9 protein-coding genes are annotated in these 18,667 nt (G+C 68.4%); 4 read left to right on the top strand and 5 right to left on the bottom strand.

All coding sequences use genetic code 11. The features are described from left to right. Positions 1-266 precede the first annotated feature (266 nt). Complete coding sequence (locus tag RKE25_RS12960; RefSeq protein ID WP_311838520.1) at positions 267-3,995, top strand: ATP-binding protein; 3,729 nt, start codon at positions 267-269, stop codon at positions 3,993-3,995. 120 nt (positions 3,996-4,115) lie between these two features. On the opposite strand, the gene RKE25_RS12955 is transcribed toward RKE25_RS12960, so the two are convergent. Further along, on the bottom strand, positions 4,116-5,036 hold the full coding sequence (locus RKE25_RS12955) for a LysR family transcriptional regulator (protein ID WP_311838519.1): 921 nt from the start codon (positions 5,034-5,036) through the stop codon (positions 4,116-4,118). Between the two features lie 193 nt (positions 5,037-5,229). Between RKE25_RS12955 and RKE25_RS12950 the strand changes: the two genes are divergently transcribed. From RKE25_RS12950 to RKE25_RS12940, 3 genes are all read left to right on the top strand, one after another. Next, positions 5,230-6,006, top strand: coding sequence for a response regulator (locus tag RKE25_RS12950; RefSeq protein ID WP_311838518.1), 777 nt, complete (start codon positions 5,230-5,232; stop codon positions 6,004-6,006). A gap of 799 nt (positions 6,007-6,805) precedes the next feature. After that, positions 6,806-12,355, top strand: coding sequence for an Ig-like domain-containing protein (locus tag RKE25_RS12945; protein WP_311838517.1), 5,550 nt, complete (start codon positions 6,806-6,808; stop codon positions 12,353-12,355). Positions 12,356-12,396: 41 nt separating this feature from the next. Further along, positions 12,397-15,933, top strand: coding sequence for a hypothetical protein (locus RKE25_RS12940; protein WP_311838516.1), 3,537 nt, complete (start codon positions 12,397-12,399; stop codon positions 15,931-15,933). Between the two features lie 166 nt (positions 15,934-16,099). On the opposite strand, the gene RKE25_RS12935 is transcribed toward RKE25_RS12940, so the two are convergent. From RKE25_RS12935 to RKE25_RS12920, 4 genes are all read right to left on the bottom strand, one after another. Continuing rightward, positions 16,100-16,411, bottom strand: coding sequence for a ubiquitin family protein (locus RKE25_RS12935; protein WP_311838515.1), 312 nt, complete (start codon positions 16,409-16,411; stop codon positions 16,100-16,102). Between the two features lie 65 nt (positions 16,412-16,476). Further along, positions 16,477-17,583: a hypothetical protein gene (locus RKE25_RS12930; protein WP_311838514.1), complete on the bottom strand. Its 1,107-nt coding sequence runs from the start codon at positions 17,581-17,583 to the stop codon at positions 16,477-16,479. Between the two features lie 334 nt (positions 17,584-17,917). After that, the gene (locus RKE25_RS12925; RefSeq protein ID WP_311838513.1) at positions 17,918-18,484 is read right to left on the bottom strand and encodes a DUF488 domain-containing protein; all 567 of its coding nucleotides are present in this window, start codon (positions 18,482-18,484) and stop codon (positions 17,918-17,920) included. Then, positions 18,481-18,609: a hypothetical protein gene (locus RKE25_RS12920; protein ID WP_311838512.1), complete on the bottom strand. Its 129-nt coding sequence runs from the start codon at positions 18,607-18,609 to the stop codon at positions 18,481-18,483. Before RKE25_RS12920 ends, RKE25_RS12925 begins: the two co-directional genes overlap by 4 nt. Positions 18,610-18,667: the final 58 nt, after the last annotated feature.

Here is an 18,667-nt window from a genome sequence, read left to right as displayed (position 1 = left end):
TATGTGAGGGCTCATTGCCGAAGTGCAATGCGTGCCCCGGATCGGGCTGGGGACCGCATACGATAGCTTTTTACCCGGGGAAACGGGTACTTGTGTCGCGAAACCGACGTGGTGAGTGCCGCTTGGGAGGCGAAACGTTGCGGCGGTACCGGCTTACGCTCGGCGCATCCGCCCGACCTCGAGCGATACGGCGACGACCGCAGAGCTTCACCGACAGTTCGCGCCCCTGAGCGCACTGGAGCGATACGTCCTCGCCATGAACGGCCATGCGCGCGAAGACGCACGCCGCGGCGACGGCGCGCGCGACGGCGTATTTCGCCTGGGCTGACCGCGCGAATCCCGCGTTCGGCGACGCCGCGGCCGACGACACAGCGGCGGCCACGATCACCGCCTATACTGCGCCCGCCTTTCATTTCATCGCTGCCATCAACCCAGGGCCTTCCTTCGTGACTCCTATCAGGGGTGAGTCGCCGATCCGGCTTCGGACCTTGTTCGAATCGATCGGCCGACGCCGGCTTTGCCAACTGCTTGCCCTGGCCTGGTGCGTGCTCGGCGGAAGCCTGTCGCCGCCGTCGGCGCTCGCCGCCCAGTTGCCGCTCACTCTGTACGACCAGAGCAGCGGCCTGACCAGTCTCTCCGTGGTGCGTATCCATCAGGATCACGAGGGCTTTCTCTGGGCAGGAACGGAGAAGGGCCTGTACCGCTTCGACGGCATGGCTTTCAGCCAGGTCGGGGCGGAGCAGGGGTTCCAGGTCTCCGAGGTCATCAGTTTCGACGAGGACTCGCGCGGACGCCTGTGGGTAGGGTCGCGCGCGGGTTTGCAGTTGCGCGAGAACGGGCGCTTCAGCTGGGTCCGTCCGGACGGCAAGCCGCTGCTGGCCGATCGCGGCCAGACGCTGTCGGCCGACGACGCCAGCGGCATGTGGCTGGTGAGCGGCAACCGCCTGTGGCTGCTCGTGCCGGATGGCGGGAGTGGCTGGAAACTGACGACGCCTTTCACCGAGCAGCAGCGGCAGGCCTTCCCGGGGTTGGATCAGGTGAGCGCCGTGTTCCACCGCGGCGGCACTACCTGGTTCGGCTGCGGCGCGGAACTGTGCAGCCTGCGCGGCGGCCAGCTGCGGCGCTACGGACCGGACGCCGGCGTGCCCGTCGATAAGTGGCTGGGTTTTCTTGCCGCCGGCGACGGCAGTCTGTGGGTGCGCGGCATCCATGCCGTGCGCATGCTCGCGCCGGGCGCCGAGCGCTTCGACGCGCGCGACATGCCTGGCAACAGTGCGGACGTGGCCGCATCCAGCATCGACATCGTCGAAGACCGCCAGGGCCGCGTGCTCACGCGCAGTTCCACCGGGCTGGCGCGCTGGGATGGTCGCCGCTGGGAACTGTTCGGCACCGACGACGGCCTGCCGCAGGTGGGCGTGTCGTCGCTGGCTGTCGACCAGGACGGCACACTGTGGATCGGCACCTACGGCCGCGGCCTGCTGCACTGGAGCGGCCGCGATGCGGTGGAGAACTGGACGTCCGCGCAGGGCCTGGGCGGTTCGCTGATCTGGTCGATCGCCCGCGCGCCGACGGGCGCCGTGTGGGTGGCGGACGACTGGGGCGGCAGCGTGATCGATCCGGCGCAGGAACGAGCGCAGCCGTGGCCACTGACGGTGGCGCCACCGCATCAGACGCGCACCGTGCTCGCGGCCGCGGATGGCTCGATCTGGTATTTCCTGTTCGACGGACGCGTACTGCGCTACGCGCCGGACACGCGGCAGACGCGTGTGGTGGCCACGCTGCCGTTCCTGGTGCGCGGCGCGTTCCTGGACAGCCGCGGCCGCTTCTGGGCTTACACGCTGGGCGGTCTCTACGGTCTGGATGCGGCGAGCGGGCAAGTCGAGCGCGCGGCGCCGGACCTCATTCCCACCTCGATGTGCTCGGACCTCGCGGAAGACATCGCCGGCCGCCTGTGGGCGGCGTGCCGCGCCGGCCTGTTCCGCTACAGCGCCGGCCACTGGACGCACGTGAAGGTGGCGCCGGAGGAAGCGCTCGGCGGCTATGAAAACGTGGCGGCGACGCCCGATGGCCGGCTCTGGCTCAGTTCGCTGCAGCCTGGTCTGCTCGCCGGTGCCGCGGGCGATGGCGACAGCGTGGCGATGGCGCCGGTCGACGATCCGTTGATCGCCGATTCGCGCGTCTACTTCCTGCGCGCCGACCGCCACGGCCGCCTGTGGGTGGGCGGCAATGCCGGCGTGGACGTGCTGACGGACCGCCGCTGGGCGCGCCTCACCACGCGCGACGGCCTGCTGTGGGACGAAACCAACCACGGCGCTTTCCACGCCGATGCGGACGGCTCGGTGTGGATCGGCACGCCGGTCGGCTTGTCCCATCTGCTCAAGCCGGACGAATTGCTCGCGCCGCGCGACATCCGTCCCTGGCTGGTCTCGGCGGCTTATGACGGGCACGACCTTACCGGCGGCAACCACCAGGTGGACTTCGGCGTGGGGCGCGCCCTGGTGCTGCGCTTCGCCGTGCTGGGCAACAGCTCGGGCAGCCCGGTGCGATTTCGCTACCGGTTGTCGGACATCGATGCCGACTGGGTCGATGCGCCTTCGCACGAACTGCGCTACGCCGCGCTGCCGCCGGGCAGCTATCGCTTCGAGCTGCAGGCCGTCGACGAAAACCAGCGGCGCCTGTCCGCGCCGATCAGCCTGGTCTTCACGCTGGCGCCGCCGTGGTGGCGCAGCGTGCCGGCCTATGCGGGCGCCGCGCTGCTGTTGCTGGGCATGCTGGTACTCGCCTGGCGCTTGCGGGTGCGCGTGCTGGTGCGGCATGCGCAGCGGCTGGAACGGGCGGTGGCGTTGCGCACGGAGCAGTTGCAGCGTGCCGTGCGCGCGCGCAGCCTGCTGCTGGCGCGCATCAGCCACGACCTGCGCTCGCCGCTGGCCGGCATGGTGGAAAGCCTGCGGCAATGGCGCAGCGGAAACCGGCAGCGCGACTATCCGGCACTGATCGAAAGCGGCGTGCGCCAGCAGCTGGACCTGATCGACGAGCTGCTGGAGTTTTCCCGCGACGAACTCACCGAGCTGGAGCTGGTCGAGGCGCCTGGTCACCTGCACTTCTTCCTGCACGGCGTGGCCGAGCAGGGAGCGCTGCTGGCGGAGCGGCACGGCAACCGTTTCACGACGCGCTTCGCCGAGGATCTGCCCGCGCTGGTTCGCCTGGATTTCCGGCGCCTGCGCCAGGTGCTGGCCAACCTGATCGGCAACGCCGCGAAGTTCACCATCGACGGCCACATCCAGCTGTCGGTGGCGGCCGCGCCGGGCGCGCCGGGCAGGGTGTGGCTGCTGGTCACGGTGGAAGACAGCGGCATCGGCATCGAACCCGCCGAGCGCGAACGCCTCGCGCAACCGTTCGCGCGCGGCGGTAATGCCGCGGCCTACGACGGCCACGGACTGGGCCTGGCGATCGTCACGCAGATCCTGGAACGCATGGGCAGCCGCCTGGGCATCGACGCCGCGCCGGGCGGCGGCAGCCGCTTCGGCTTCGTGCTGGACGCCGCGCTGGCCAAGGAGGACGAACTCGAGCAGGCGATGCCGGACATCGATGGCACCGGGCATCCGGTGGAAGGTGCGGGCCGGCGCGTCCTGGTGGTCGACGACCAGGCGCAGAGTCGCGAGATGCTGTGCGACCTGCTGGACGGTTTCGGCTTCGAAAGCCTCTCGGTCGCGTCCGGCGACGAGGCGCTGGCCGTGTTGCGGGAGCAGGCGATGGATCTGGTCGTGACCGATCAGTTCATGCCGGGCATGGACGGCTGGGCCTTGCTGCGCGCGGTACGGCGCGAACTTCCCGCGTTGCCGGTGCTGCTCTATTCGTCGCTGCCGCCGCGCCCCGCGCCACAGGCGGGCGACGTGGCTTTCGACGATGCGCTGCTCAAGCCGGCGAGCGGGAGGGAGTTGCTGGAAAGGGTGGATCGGTTGGCGACGAAGGCAGGGGTGGGGTCGGGGCAATGAGCCTGTTTGTCTTTGACCTTGCCGCCAGCTTCAACCTCGCTCCGACCGGCCCGTCACCCCAGCTCTCTCTCCCACGGGGATTATCTCCGGGGCGCTCGAAGGAAGAGGGGGCAATTTCGATCAGTGCTCGTTCGTCACTACCCCGGGCAGCTTCACCGACGCCAACTGCTTCCGCAGCCCATGCACCACGTCGCGCGTGGTCGCCGTCAGCGCCATGCCGGAAAGGCTGAGCAGGTGTACCGGCGTGGGTTCCGGGTCGAAGGCTTCGAACACGCGCTGCAAGCGATTGGACTTCAGGTCGTCCGCGCAGGCGTAGAGCGGAAGTTGCGCGACGCCAGCGCCTTCGCGCGCCGCCACCAGCAAGGTCGATAGGTGGCCGGTGGTCAGTGAACTGGCGGGCTTGCGCGAGCGGGCGCCGCGCAGCGTCCAAGGGCGCGTTCCGCCCGGCGCGGCGTAGCCGAGGCAGTGGCGGTCGTCGAGCTGGTCCGGATGGTCGGGTGAGCCCAGGCGCCGGAACAGCCGGGGGCTGCCTACCGTCACCATGCGCACGTGGCAGAGCTTGTGCGCCACGATGTCGCCGCGGTCGGGCACTTTCTCGTCCATGCACAGTGCCAGGTCGACGCGTTGCGCGAGCAGCGCCTCGATGCCGCCATTCATGCTCAGGGCCAGGTGCAGGCGCTCATGCTGGGCCGACACGGCGACCACGGCCTGCGACAGCAGGTCGCCGGCCATGTCCGGCACATCGATGCGTACCTTGCCGCCGGGGCTGGCGAGGGCGTCCTGCACGGCCTGGATGGCTCCTTCCGCGGACTCGCACATCATCAGTGCGTGGCGATAGACCTCCTGGCCGAGCGGCGTCACCGCGAAGTGGCGCGCGTTGCGCAAAAGCAGCTGCGCGCCCAGCCGGTGCTCCAGGCCGACGATGCGCCGGCTGAGCAGCGACCGGGTCATGCCGGTCTGCCGGGCAGCGGCGGCGAATCCACCCGCTTCGATGACGCGGGTGAGCAGGTAGAGGTCGTCGAGATAATCGGTCAGGACCATGATGGAGATGCCAACGCCGGGGTGGCGACGGCGGGGAGCATAGGGAGCGCGCAACGGCCCGTTCTTTGGCCGGGCGGACGGCGGTTTTGCCTGGGGGGACGCTGTCGCCGCCGCGGCGATATACTCCCCCGGCCCGTGCGCCGGCATGGCAACGGGCGGTTGGCAGCGACCATGTCTGCCACAGGGGAAAACGATGCCAGCGCAGGAATCTCCGCACATCCTGGTGATCGAGGATTCGCCGCAGGAGCTGCGCGCCCTGCAAAGCCTGCTGCGCGGCGAAGGCTACCGCGTCACGCTGGCCACCGACGGGCGCCAAGGCTTCCAGCGCGCCATAGCCCTGCAGCCGGACCTGATCCTGCTGGACGTGCGCATGCCGGTGCTGGACGGCTTCGCCACCTGCCGGTTGCTCAAGGAAGCCCCGCGCACGCAGCACATCCCGGTGATCTTCCTCAGTTCCGCCGGCGCCATCGAGGAACGTCTCGAAGGGCTCACCCACGGCGGCGTCGACTACGTGCTCAAGCCCTGCCATCCGGACGAGGTGCTGGCGCGCGTGCGCATCCACATGCGCCTCGGCTCGCGCACGCGCGGGCCGGCCGCGATCGAAGCGGATGCTTTCCTCTCGCACGACGAGATCACCCTGCGCGCCGCGGTGCGGCTGATCCGCGAGCAGCTCGGTGCGCTGCCCTCGCTGGAGGACATCGCACGCAAGGTCGGCACGCACGACAAGCGCCTCTCGGCGATCTTCCGGCAGCACATGGGCACGACCGTGTTCGCGTGGATCCGCGAAGAGCGCCTGCGCAAGGGGCGCGAGCTGCTGATGGAGACTTCGCTGGGCCTGCAGGACATCGCCGAGAGCGTGGGCTTCCGCAGTGCCTGCAATTTCATCACCGCCTTCCGCGAGCGCATGGGCGTGACGCCCAGCCAATTCCGCAAGGCATCCCGCGGCGACGCGCTGGCCACGAACGAGTAGGGCGCATCGCCGCGTCGCGCGATCGCCGCGACTGGTTCACAGTTTCCGACCGCTGCGATTGCATCTCTTCCGGCGATGCGATGCAGTACGCCTCGGCCTTGGTCATTTCGGGCCAGCATGCGCACGCGGGAATGCCTCTCCATGAGCCTCGCGCATCCGCCCCGGCAAAATCCGCGCAGCGTTTTCCCCGGTGCGGTTTCAGCCAGCCGCAAAGGCGTTTTCCGATCTCCTTCCTGTGCGGCCGGTCGCGCCAAAGTTTTGGCGTGGCGGCGGTGCGTCGCGCCTGGCGATACGCAAGTTCCCATGGCGCCAGCTCACACCTTCGCTTAGGTGGTGCTTACCATCCGTGCCGCTGACGACACCGATTCGGCATAAATGGGATATGCCGACATTGGCCGGGCTTCCGTGATGCACCGGGGCTCGTGCCAAAGGGGGTTAAACGGTGTCGTCAGCAAGGCTTTCAGTCTGAGGTCGTGACGGCAGCGCAGGGACTGTCGCCGACACATCCTCACCCATCTCTAGCCGACGTGTGGCTGCATCCGTCCTGCCGTTAGGCAGCGGCGGCGAGGGTTTTTTTGCCGCTTGCATGCACCTCCCGCGAAAACGGGAGGCGGGGACGGCTGCGCCACTTTCCGGGCGATCACACATCGCCATCGAACCGGGCTCCCGTGCGGGAGTCCCGCCGGACACGCGTACGTGCCCGGCGCCACGAGCATGAGAGTGCAGGGATATGGCCGCTTTGCTGGATGGTGATCGCAACACCGGGAGACGCCGTGGCGCGTCGTTCCTCGGGAGGCTCTTGGCCTTGCTCGCCCTGTGCGTGCTCGGCCTGGCCTTGCCCGCCGTGGCGCAGGCCAACGAATGCCGCATGGCCGATCCCAATTCGCTGGGAGCGCACGTCGATGAGATCTGCTGGCTGCAGCTGGACGGCGTCACGCTGAACGCCAACGGCTCTACGCCGCTCAACTTCTCGCTGCCCGACGGCTCGACCATGACGTTCACCGTCGACGTGAGCAACGTGGGCACCAGCGCCGGCCTCAAGGGCGTGCAGGCGCCGAGCTGGTCTGGATCGCAGTTCAGCGGCAGCACGGGCTACTACACGATCTACAAGCCGAACACCGCGGCGCTGTACACCAACACCGGCTCGGTCGCCAACAACACCACGGTGACGTTGCGCGACATCCACCTGTTCGGTCCGAGCGGCGTGGAAAGCACCAATGCCTTCGAGATGGTGCTGGCCGACGGCGAGAGCACCAACTCCAACGAGTACCTCGACTTCGGCGTGGTCTCCGGCGGCAGCCCGTTCAACCTGGTGGAATGGCTGGGCGCCTCGGCCAGCAACAACCTGGCCTACGGTGCGCCGGGCTCCGGCAGCATTCCCTCGACGCCGGCCTCCGCATGCAGCGGCATGGTCGACTGCCTCCGCCTGGTCGGCAAAAGCGGCACCGCCAACGCGGCGGTGTTCTCGACCACGCGCACCGGCAGCCCCTTCACGGTGATGGGGCAGGTGCACACCAACAGCAGCAGCCTGCAGGGCTTCGCCTTCGGCGTGCGCTGGGGCGGCGTGCGTCTGCGCAAGGCGCTGCCCAGCGGCCGCCTCGACAGCAGCGACCAGTTCACGTACCGCGTCATCAACGTGAAGGGCCAGGAGATCATCAACACCTCCACCACCGGCTCGGCCAGCGGCAACTACGCGTACATCAGCGGCCAGGCGACCATGCCGGGCAACGTCATCACCCTCAAGGAGGAGATGGCGGCCGGCAGCAAATCCACGTTGCAGCAGTACGACCGCACCATCGCGTGTACCAACGCCAACCCCGGTTCGGCCACCGCGCTGCCCAGCGGCACGTTCGATCCGGCCAATCCGCCGACGGTCGACCTGCAGCAGCTCGGCGACCGCGTGGACTGCACGCTCACCAATATCCCGCGCATCGCCGACCTTAAGCTGGTGAAGACCGGCCCCGCCACGGTGCAGGCCGGCCAGCCGCTGAGCTATACGCTCGCCATCAGCAACCACGGCACGCATACGGCCACCGGCGCCACGTTCACCGACACGCTGCCGGTGGGCGTCACCGGCGTCACGGCGGCCGGCGTCACCTGCGGCGGCGCGACCGGCGGCGCCGTGTGCGGCGCGCTCGGTGTCAGCGTCACCGGCAGCGACGCGGCCGGTTACACCATCACCGGCGCCATCCAGAGCCTGCCGGCCAGCGGCAGCGTCACGGTCACCATCAACGCGACCGCACCGACCAGCATCACCGGCACCATCACCAATACCGCGACGGTGAAGCTCGCCACCACCGACACCACCGTCGGCGAGCCCACGGCCAATACCGCGGACAACACCTCCACCGCGCAGACCACCGTGCAGGGCACGCCGGCATTGCAGGTGACCAAGACCGCCACGCTCAACGACGCCAACGGCAACGGCAAGGCGGACGTGGGCGAGACCATCAACTACGCCATCACCGCCACCAACAGCGGCAACCTCACGCTGAACGGCCTGACCGTGTCCGATCCGATGGCCGGAAGCACGGCGCTGACCTGCGCGCCGACCTCCATCGATCCGGGCAAGATCGCCAATTGCGGCAGCTTCACCTACACCGTCACCCAGGCGGACGTCGATGCCGGCGTCGCGCTGCATAACGTCGCCACTGTCAGCGGCACGCCGGCGGGCGGCGGCTCGCCGACCACGTCGACCGGCACCACGGACACGCCGATCGGCGACGTCGCCATCACCGCGAAGAACGACACGTACACCGTGGCCAACGGCGCGGCCGGCGGCAGCACCGGCAACGTGGTCGGCAACGACCAGCTCGGCACAACGACCGGACCGGCGATCGGCACCGGCAAGGGCCAGGTCACGCTGGCCTGGGGCAGCGTCGCCAATCCGCCGGCCAGCGGCGGCTTCACGCTCAACGCGGACGGCACCATCACCGTGAAGCCCGGCACGCCGGCCGGTACCTACAAAGTTCCGTACACGATCTGCGACGCCGCGCATGCGTCCAACTGCTCGACGGCCGAAGCCGACGTGACGGTGGGCGCGGCCGCCATCGCTGCGACGCCCGACAGCTACACGGGCATCGACGGTGGCATCGGCCAGCCGAACGCGGGCAATGTGCTGGACAACGACACGCTCAACGGCGTGAAGGCCACGCCGTCCACGGTCAACCTCACCGTGACGACGCCAGCCAGCGATCCCAACGTGAAGCTCGACCCGGCCACCGGCCAGGTATCGGTCGCGCCGGGCACGCCGGCCGGCACGTACACCATCGGCTACCAGATTTGCGAAAAGCTCAACCCCGCCAACTGCGCGACCACCACGGTGAGCGTGACCGTCACGGCCGGCAAGATCGCCGCGTCCAACGACGGCTATACCGGCATCAACAGCGGCCTGGGCAACGCGCACGTCGGCAACGTGCTGGACAACGACACGCTCAACGGCGCACCCGCCACGACGTCGGCCGTTACGCTCGGCGTGACGGCGCCGGCCAGCAACCCGAACGTCAAGCTCGATCCGGCCACGGGCGAGCTCTCGGTAGCGCCGGGTACGCCGGCCGGTACGTACACCATCGGCTACCAGATTTGCGAGAAGCTCAACCCGACCAACTGCGCCACGGCGACCGCGACGGCGACCGTCGTGGCCGGTCCGATCACCGCCGGCAGCGACAGCTACGCGGGCATTTCCGGCGCGGGCAATCCGTCCGTCGGCAATGCGCTGGACAACGACACGCTCAACGGCGCGAAGGCCACGCCCGCCACCGTCAACCTGACGGTGACGACGCCGGCCAGCAACCCGAACGTCAAGCTCGACCCGGCCACCGGCAATGTCTCCGTGGCATCGGGCACGCCCGCCGGCACGTACACCATCGGCTATCGCATCTGCGACAAGGTCAATCCGGCCAATTGCGCCGATGCGACGATCCAGGTGATCGTCGCCGCCGGCAAGATCGCCGCCACCAACGACGCCTACACCGGCATCGACGGCGGCGCGGGTCAGCCGAACGCGGGCAATGTGCTGGACAACGACACGCTCGACGGCGCGAAAGCCACGCCCTCGACGATCAACCTGACGGTGACGACGCCGGCCAGCAATCCGAACGTCAAGCTCGATCCGGCCACCGGCCAGATGTCGGTCGCGCCGGGTACGCCGGCTGGCACCTATACCATCGGCTACCAGATCTGCGAGAAGCTCAACCCGAGCAATTGCGCCACCGCCACGGTCAGCGTCACGGTCGCCGCGGGCAAGATCGTCGCTACGAATGACAACTACACCGGCGTCGACGGCGCCGCGGGCAATCCGTCCGTGGGCAACGCGCTGGACAACGACACGCTCGACGGCAAGAAGGTCACGCCCTCGACGGTCACCGTGACGGTGACGACGCCGGCCAGCAACCCGAACGTCAAGCTCGATCCGGCCACCGGCAATGTCTCGGTGGCTCCGGGTACGCCCGCCGGCACGTACACCGTCACGTACCAGATCTGCGAGAAGCTCAATCCGAGCAACTGCGCCACCGCCACGACCAGCGTCACCGTGGTCGCCGGCAAGATCGCCGCCACGGACGACAGCTACGCCGGCATCGATGGTGGCGCCGGCCAGCCCAACGCCGGCAACGTGCTGGACAACGACACGCTCGACGGCGCGAAGGCCACGCCTTCGACTGTCACGCTGACGGTGACCACGCCGGCCAGCAACTCGAACGTCAAGCTCGATCCGGCCACCGGCCAGGTGTCGGTCGCGCCGGGCACGCCGGCCGGCACATACACCATCGGCTACCAGATCTGCGAGAAGCTCAACCCCGCCAACTGCAAGTCGGCGACCGTCACCATCGCGGTGGTGTCGCTGCCGCTGCAGGCAGTCAACGACGACTACCACTCGACGCCCGTCAACGGTGCTACCGGCGGCTCGCCCGGCTCGGTGCTGGGCAACGACACTCAGGGTGGCACGGTCATCAAGGATCCGAGCCGGGTCACCATCAGCGTCGTCGACAACGGCGGCCTGGGCGGCGTGTCCATCGGCACCGATGGCAGCATCATCGTGCCGGCGGGCGCGGCCAGCGGGAACTACACGCTGACCTATCGCATCTGCGACACGCTGATGCGCAGCAACTGCAGCACGGCCAGCATCATCGTCACCGTCAGCGCCGACGCCTTGCTGCACGTCTCCAAGCAGGCCACGCCGTCGACGGTGAAGGTCGGCGACGTGGTGCGTTACACGGTGACCATCCAGAACACGGGCAAGGCGGACGTGCACCAGTCGGTGCTGGCCGACACGCCGCCCGTGGGCTTCACCTTGGTGGCCGATTCGGTGAACGTCGGCACCTCCGGCGGCCGCCTGGCCGGCAACAGCCCGATCCGCATCGAAGGCATCGACGTGGGCGCCGGCAAGAGCGTCACGGTGGTGTACTTGATGCGCGTGGGGCCGGGCGCCTCCGCTCGCGGCGAGTACGTCAATACCGCGCAGATGCTGCTCAATGGCGTGCGCACCAGCAACGTCGCCGAGGCCAAGGTGCAGCGCGACGCCGATCCGCTGTTCGAAGACAGCCGCGTGTTCGGCACCGTGTTCGACGACCGCAACGGCGACGGCTGGCAGGCCAGCGCCACCGCCGACGGGCTGCACGTGCAGGGCGGTTTCGCGCCCAGCGCCTACGTCCCCGGTTCGACCACAGTGGATCGCGGGCAGGGCCCGCAACCCGAAGCGGACGCGAGCGCGCCGATGCTGCACGGCATCGCCCTGGGCTCGCTGCGCGGCCGCGACAGCGTCGCGCAGCCGGAGAACCTGCGCCGCATCGTGATCTCGCAGCGCCTGCGCAGCGCGGACTTCACCGGCGACTTCGTGTTGACCAGCGCGGAAGGCACGACCGTGCGCCTGCGCGCCGGCGGACAGAGCGACACGGTGCTGGGTGGCGACGCGGCCTCCGGCCACTCCGCGGAACAGCTGGGCGTGGAACGCCGCGTGACGCCGGAAACCGACGGCACGCTGCGCGTGGACTACGTCGTCACCAACCGCGGCATCGACGAGCGCGGCATTCCGGGCGTCCGCATCGGCACGGTGGAAGGCAACCTGATCGAGACCGATGCCTACGGCCGCTTCCACCTGGAAGGCATCGACGTGCCGAACATGGCACGCGGACGCAACTTCATCATGAAGGTCGACCCCGCGACTTTGCCGCCGGAGAGCGAATTCACCACGGCCAACCCGCAGGTCAAACGCATCACCCAGGGCATCCCTGCGCGCTTCGACTTCGGCGTAAGGCTGCCGGCAGCGCAGAACGCGCCGTCCACGCCATCCGAGCGACCACCGGAGAACGCCGCCACTCGCGGCGACGGCCACGCGGAGGGGCAGCCATGAACGCCCGCCGCCCCTTCTCTCCGATCAAGGAAGTCCGGACCATGCGCATCAGGACGTTGGACGCCGCCATTCTCGGCGTGCTCATCGCGGGCGCCTGCATGCCCGCCCAGGCGCAGTCGGCGAACACCGGCTCCGTCGCTACCACCGTGCAGCCCGCAGTCGCGGCGCCGCGCGGGCGCTACAGCATCGACCTGCCCAACGGCGGCCTGATCTGGGCCACAGAAGACCCGACGCTGACTTCGCCCCTGCTCAACGTGCAGGGCAGCGCGGTTGCGGCGTTCGAGCGCGGGCAGGTCACCGAGCCCGTGCATTTCCAGATCTACAGCAACTACGACGCGTTCATCCGCAAGATGCAGATCAGCATCTATCGCGGCGATGACACCAACCTGACCGCGCCGCTGGCCACCCTCGACGTCGCGCCCGGAGCCGTGGTGCAGGCGACGTGGGACGGCAAGCTGCCGGCGGGGACCTCGCTGCAGCCTGGCCAGCAGCTCAGCTACGTGCTGCGCGCCTGGGGCGAGGACGGCAGTGTCGACGAAACCTACGCGCGCACCTTGCAACTGGTGCGACCGGAAGATCGGCAGCGCTCGCTGGAACAGCGCCGCCAGGCCGCCACGGGCGAGCTGCGCGCGCTGTCGGCCGGTCAGCTGGAAGACCGCGAGCTGCTCGACAGCACGTTCGGCGGCAACGCGCTGCGGCGGCAGAACATCACCATCCGCGGTTCGCGCGTGCGTGTGTACGGGCAGAACATGCCCGCGCAGGACGCCATCACCATCGCCGGCCAGAACGTGCCGGTGGACCAGCAGGGCAAGTTCGTCGCCGAGTACCTGCTGCCCACGGGCACGCACACCCTCGACGTGGGCTTGCGTGGCACGTCCGGTACGGACAGCCATTACCCGCTGGCGGTCACCGTGCGCGACAACTACCTGTTCGCGATCGCCATCGCCGATCTCACGGCTTCCAAGAGTTCGGTGAGCGGCAACGGCGCCTCGGCGCTCACGGTGGATTCGCGCTATCGCGAAGGTTTCCTCGACGAAGGCCGGCTGGCCTTCTACCTGAAGGGCAAGCTGGAAGGGCGCTATCTGCTGACTGCGCAGGCCGACACGACGGAGCGCACTACCGGAAGCCTGTTCAACGGCTTCTTCAAGGCTGACCCGAAGGACGTGTTCCGCCGGCTCGACCCGAACATGTACTACCCGGTCTATGGCGACGACTCGACCACGTACCGAGACATCGACACGCAGGGCAAGTTGTACGTCCGCCTGGACTGGGACAAGAGCCAGGCGCTATGGGGCAACTACCAGACCGGCTTCACCGGCACGCAGTACGCGCAGTACGTGCGCAGCCTGTACGGCGCCGCGGTGGATTGGCGCAGCCGTGCCGGCACGCCGCTGGGCGATCCGAATACGCTGGTGAAGGCGTTCGCCTCGCAGGCGCAGACAGTGCTGGGCCACAGCGAATTCCTCGGCACCGGCGGCAGCCTGTATTACCTGCGCAACACCGACATCCTGCCGGGTTCGGACCAGGTGGTGCTGGAAGTGCGCGACCCGACTACGGGCAGCGTGGTGTCGCGTATCAACCTGGTGCGCGGCGTCGACTACGACATCAACGAGATGCAGGGCCGCCTGCTGCTGACCAAGCCGCTGGCGCAGATCGCCCAGGCCAACGTCAGCACGCTGTTCCGCGATCGTCCGCAGAGCGGCTACGAGAACCACCTGCTGGCCGACTACGAGTACGTGCCCAGCGGCTTTGACAGCAATGACGTCACCGCCGGCCTGCGCGCCAAGCACTGGTTCGGCGAGCACGTGGCGGTGGGCGGCACGTATGTCGACGAGGGGCGTTCGAGCAACGACTACACGCTCAAGGGCGCGGACGTCACGTTGCAGGCGGGCAGGGGCACCTACCTGAAAGTGGAGCGTTCGCACAGCGATGCCGCCGTCGCGCCGATCTTCTATTCGGACAACGGCGGCCTGAGCTTCATCCGCACCAACCCAGTCACCCAGGCCGGCCGCGGCGGCAACGCCACGGCGGTGGACGCGCATGCGGACCTGCGCGAGCTGGGCTGGACCGCGCGCGAATGGACGGTGGGCGCGTGGTGGCGCGACGTCGACAGCGGCTATTCCGTGGCACGTTCGGACCTCGGGCTGGCGATCCACGAGTACGGCACGGAATTCACCGGCCAGATCCGCGATGACCTGCGCCTGTCCGGCCGCTACAGCTACGCCAAGCGCGGCAGCGATGCGCTGGAGCAGGGTCAGGTGCAGCTGGATTGGCAGCTGGCCGAGAAGTCGGACCTGATCGCCGAGATCCGCCGTGTCACGGAGACCTACCAGCTGCGCAGCGGCACCGGCACCCTGGCGGCGCTGGGCTATACGCAGCGCATCGGCAGCTCGCTGGATGTGTACACCACGGGGCAGGTGACTCTGGCCAACGACGGCGGCGCGTATCCGACCAACGACGCCGTGACAGTGGGCGCGAAATACCAGTTCACCGACCTGTCCAATGCCGGCGCGGAAGTCACGCGGGGTTCGCGCGGCAACGCGGCGCAAGTGAACGGCGAGTACCGGCTCAATCCCGACCATTCGCTCTACGGCGCCTACACCTACTCGGTCGACAGCACCCTCTACAACGATTCGAGCCTGCTGTCGCAGACGCCCGACGGCCTCACCCTGGGCCAGCGCTGGCGCCTGTCGGACCAGGCCAATCTCTACAACGAGAGCCAGTGGCTGAAGTCCGGCCCGGATACCGGCATCGGCCATACCTTCGGCATGGACTTCTATCCGAGCCGCGGCTGGACGCTGGGCTTCACGCTGCAGGATGGGCAGCTCGATGCCGCCAGCGGCGCCGGCCGCGTCAACCGGCACGCCGGCAGCATCAACGCCGGCCTCACCGATCCTTCGACCAGCTGGGCGAGCAAGCTGGAATACCGGCGTGACCGCGGCGCCGAACAGCGCGACCAGTGGGTCACTACGCACCGGCTGAGCTACAAGATCAACGAGTCATGGCAGGTCGCCGGCCGCCTCAACTGGTCGCGCACGCGCGACAAGGTCGACCCGACCAACAACGCACGCTTCAACGAGACCAACGTCGGCTTCGCCTGGCGTCCGTGGAACAGCGTGCGCTGGACGGTGCTGGGCAAGTACACCTACCTGTACGACCTGGCCTCGCCGGGGCAGACCGAGTCCGACAGCTACTACGACCAGCGCTCCAGCGTGTTCTCGCTCGAAGGCGTGTATCGCCTGGATACGCAGTGGGAGTTCGCTGCCAAGCTGGCCACGCGCGAAGGCGAGGCACGTGCCGGACGCGGCGTCGGCGGCTGGTACGACAACCGCGCCACCATGCTCGCCGGCCAGGCCCGCCGCTACGTGTTCGGCGGCTTCAGCCTGATGGGCGAATACCGCGTGCTGCGCGCGACGGAAGGCGGCACCCGCAAGGGCTGGCTGGCCAGCGTCGACTACGACGTCAGCAAGCACTTCCGCATGGGGCTGGGCTACAACTTCACCGACTTCAACGATGACATGACCAAGCTCGGCTATCGCTACCAGGGTGTGTTCCTCAACGTAGTGGGGTACTACTGAGGAAGTTTGGCGCCCAGGTGCCATGCCTCCCGCAGAGGAGGCATGGCGAGGAGGACGTCCGTCCCTGCCTCCGCACGCTTGCACCTGGGCGCGTTTTTTTCATGCACGGACGGCGATGGCCGGGCGCATGCCGCACCGCGGCTATCGAAGGAGGATCACCGCCGCCTCACAACCGGAGCACGAGGTGCAGGGTGGCCTCCTTCTGGATGTTGTAGTCGGACAAGGTCCGGCCGTCCTCCAACTGCTTGCCGGCGAAGATCAGCCGCTGCTGGTCCGGCGGGATGCCTTCCTTGTCCTGGATCTTGGCCTTGACGTTCTCGATCGAGTCCGAGGGCTCGACCTCGAGTGTGATCGTCTTGCCGGTGAGGGTCTTGACGAAGACCTGCATGGCCATGGCCGCCGGGGCAAAGGCCGCGCCGCCGGTGAGGAGCAGGGCCAGCAGCATGGCGCGCGCCCGGAAGTTGCTTGCGGTTCTCATGGGAGCTCCTAGCGAAAAGGGGGGGCAAAGTGGGAGTGCAAAGTGGGCAGCATCGCGTCTGCGGCTTACTGCGTCACGGTCAGTCCTGACGGTTCGGTGCCGGTGGCGCCTTGGCCGGCATTGCCGAAGTCGCTCAGCAACGTCCGTGCACCCGTGGCGGGATTGACCACGAATACGGCGCCATTGCCGTTGGTGCCGGCGAGGCTGTCGGAAACGCCGAGCCCGCCGAACTGCGGCAGCCATGTCACGCCCGTCGGATTGACGGCGACCGCGCCTTGCGAGGTGTCGTCGAGGTTGCTGACCAGGGTGCGGTAGCCGCTCGACGGGTCCACCCGCACGACGTAGCCGGCATCGTGCGCGCCCACTTCGGCGACCAGGACGTACACCTGGTTGCCGGGCGACACCGCCACGCCGATCGGCGTGCTCGCCGGGTTCGGATCGACCCAGCCCTGGCTGCTGTCGCCGAAATCGCTGATCACCGTACGCGTCTTGGCCACTGGGTCGATGCGGAAGAGCACGCCGTGCTGACTGGTGCCGGCGCTGCCGTCGGCGACCAGCACCGAGCGGCCCAGGCCGAGCAAGCCGCCGTACAGCGCCATGCTGTCCGGATACGTGCCCTGATAGCCACTGGTATCGCCGAAATCGATGATGGTGGTTCGATGGCCGTTGGCCTCCACCGAGAACAACGCGCCCTGGCCGTTGGTGCCCGCGTAGGGATCGCACACCAGCACGCCGCTCCAGCTCAGCAAGCCGGGAGGCACGGCCAGCACGGCTTGCGGGTAGAGGCCGAGCGGTCCTTGCGTGGCGTCGCCGAAGTCGCTGAGCAGGGTGCGTTGCCCGCTGGACGGGTTCACCGCATAGAGCGCACCGCGCTGGCCGGTGCCGCCGCTGCCGTCCGTCACCAGCACGGCACCGGGGATCAGCCCGAGCAGTTGCGGCGCCATCCATGCGAGCGCATTGGGATCGACGCCGACGGCGCCCTGGGCGGAGCTGTTGAAGTCGCTGAATACCGTGCGCTGGCCATTGCTCTGGTTGACGGTGAACAGCGCGCCGCGCTGCTGCGCGCCTGCGGTCTGATCGATCGCCAGCAGCGTTCCCGGCGACAACGAAGCGGCGAAGGCGCCGCCGGTGAATCCCGCGCAAAGCAGGCACGTCAAGAGACGATGTTTCATCGTGATGTCCTATGGCTGAGTGTGGAATGGCGAAACGTCCAAAACGCTCACACTGCGCGAAACACGCCGGGCGGCGCGCGCCGTCCGCAGACAGGTCTCCTTCGCGCCCGGCCTTCGGTCGGCTGGGTGTGAATTCCCTGGTCGGTCAGGGCGTGGTCTCCCCCGGCGTGGCGAGCGGACCGGTTTCCATCGGTTCGCTGGCGGTCGCTTTTCTACGCCGTCGGCGACGCGGCGGCGTCAATGCGCGATGAAATTCGCGATCGCTCGCCGGGTTCTGCGAGGCGCGAGAGAAGATTTCGTGAAGCGGTAAAAAAACGGGCCGGGAGGTATTGCGTCACCGGCCGGCTTGGCTTTGAGGCCCGAACAGATCGGCGGCGGGGTAGGTGATGCTCCGGTCCGGCCGTACCACGGCGCCCTCCGTAAGGCGGGCCGCATCGACGTGCCCCGCCGCGAGGATATGGAACACGGTTTCCCCGCGCGCGAGCAGGTAGTCGGTGACGATGCGCCGATGGCAACGCCACCACACCGCCTCCGAACACATGACGGCGCAGCGCTCGCGCCTCCCCATGGCGACCAGCTCGTCCAGTCCGGCGCGGAAGGGCGCGGACAGCGCATAGTCGGCATAGTGGTGGAAGCTCGGGTGCGTCCAGAAGCAGTTCACTTCCACCGGCACCGTGTCCGACTTGCCGCGGCGACCGCCCAAGGCGGCGAGGTGACGGTAAGCGATCGCATGGTCGGCGAGCGCTATGGGCAAGCTGTCCGCGTTGAACGCCGGGTTCGTACGCGACCGCGGAAACGCCCGCACGTCGACCACACGGCGCACCTCGGATTCGCGCAGCAGCGCGATGAACGCGTCCAGGCTGCGATTGGAGTGGCCAATGGTGAAGAAGGGCGGCGTCATGAAACGCCTTGGCGGGATGCGCGATGCAGAACGCTGTTTTTATGTGCGGCGACGATGGCGCCGGAGACGTGGCCGGCTTCGGAACTCCAGTGGACGTGGTCGCCGACTTTGAAGTGTTCGCGCATCGATGATGCTCCTCATGTTCGGCAGATTCGCTTCCTGTCGAAACGAGCCTGTCATGGC

This window comes from Dyella sp. BiH032, from assembly GCF_031954525.1.
Classification (GTDB): Bacteria; Pseudomonadota; Gammaproteobacteria; order Xanthomonadales; family Rhodanobacteraceae; genus Dyella_D.
The sequence above is the reverse complement of the archived record's forward strand: the minus strand, read 5'-3'. Positions and strand labels throughout refer to the sequence as shown.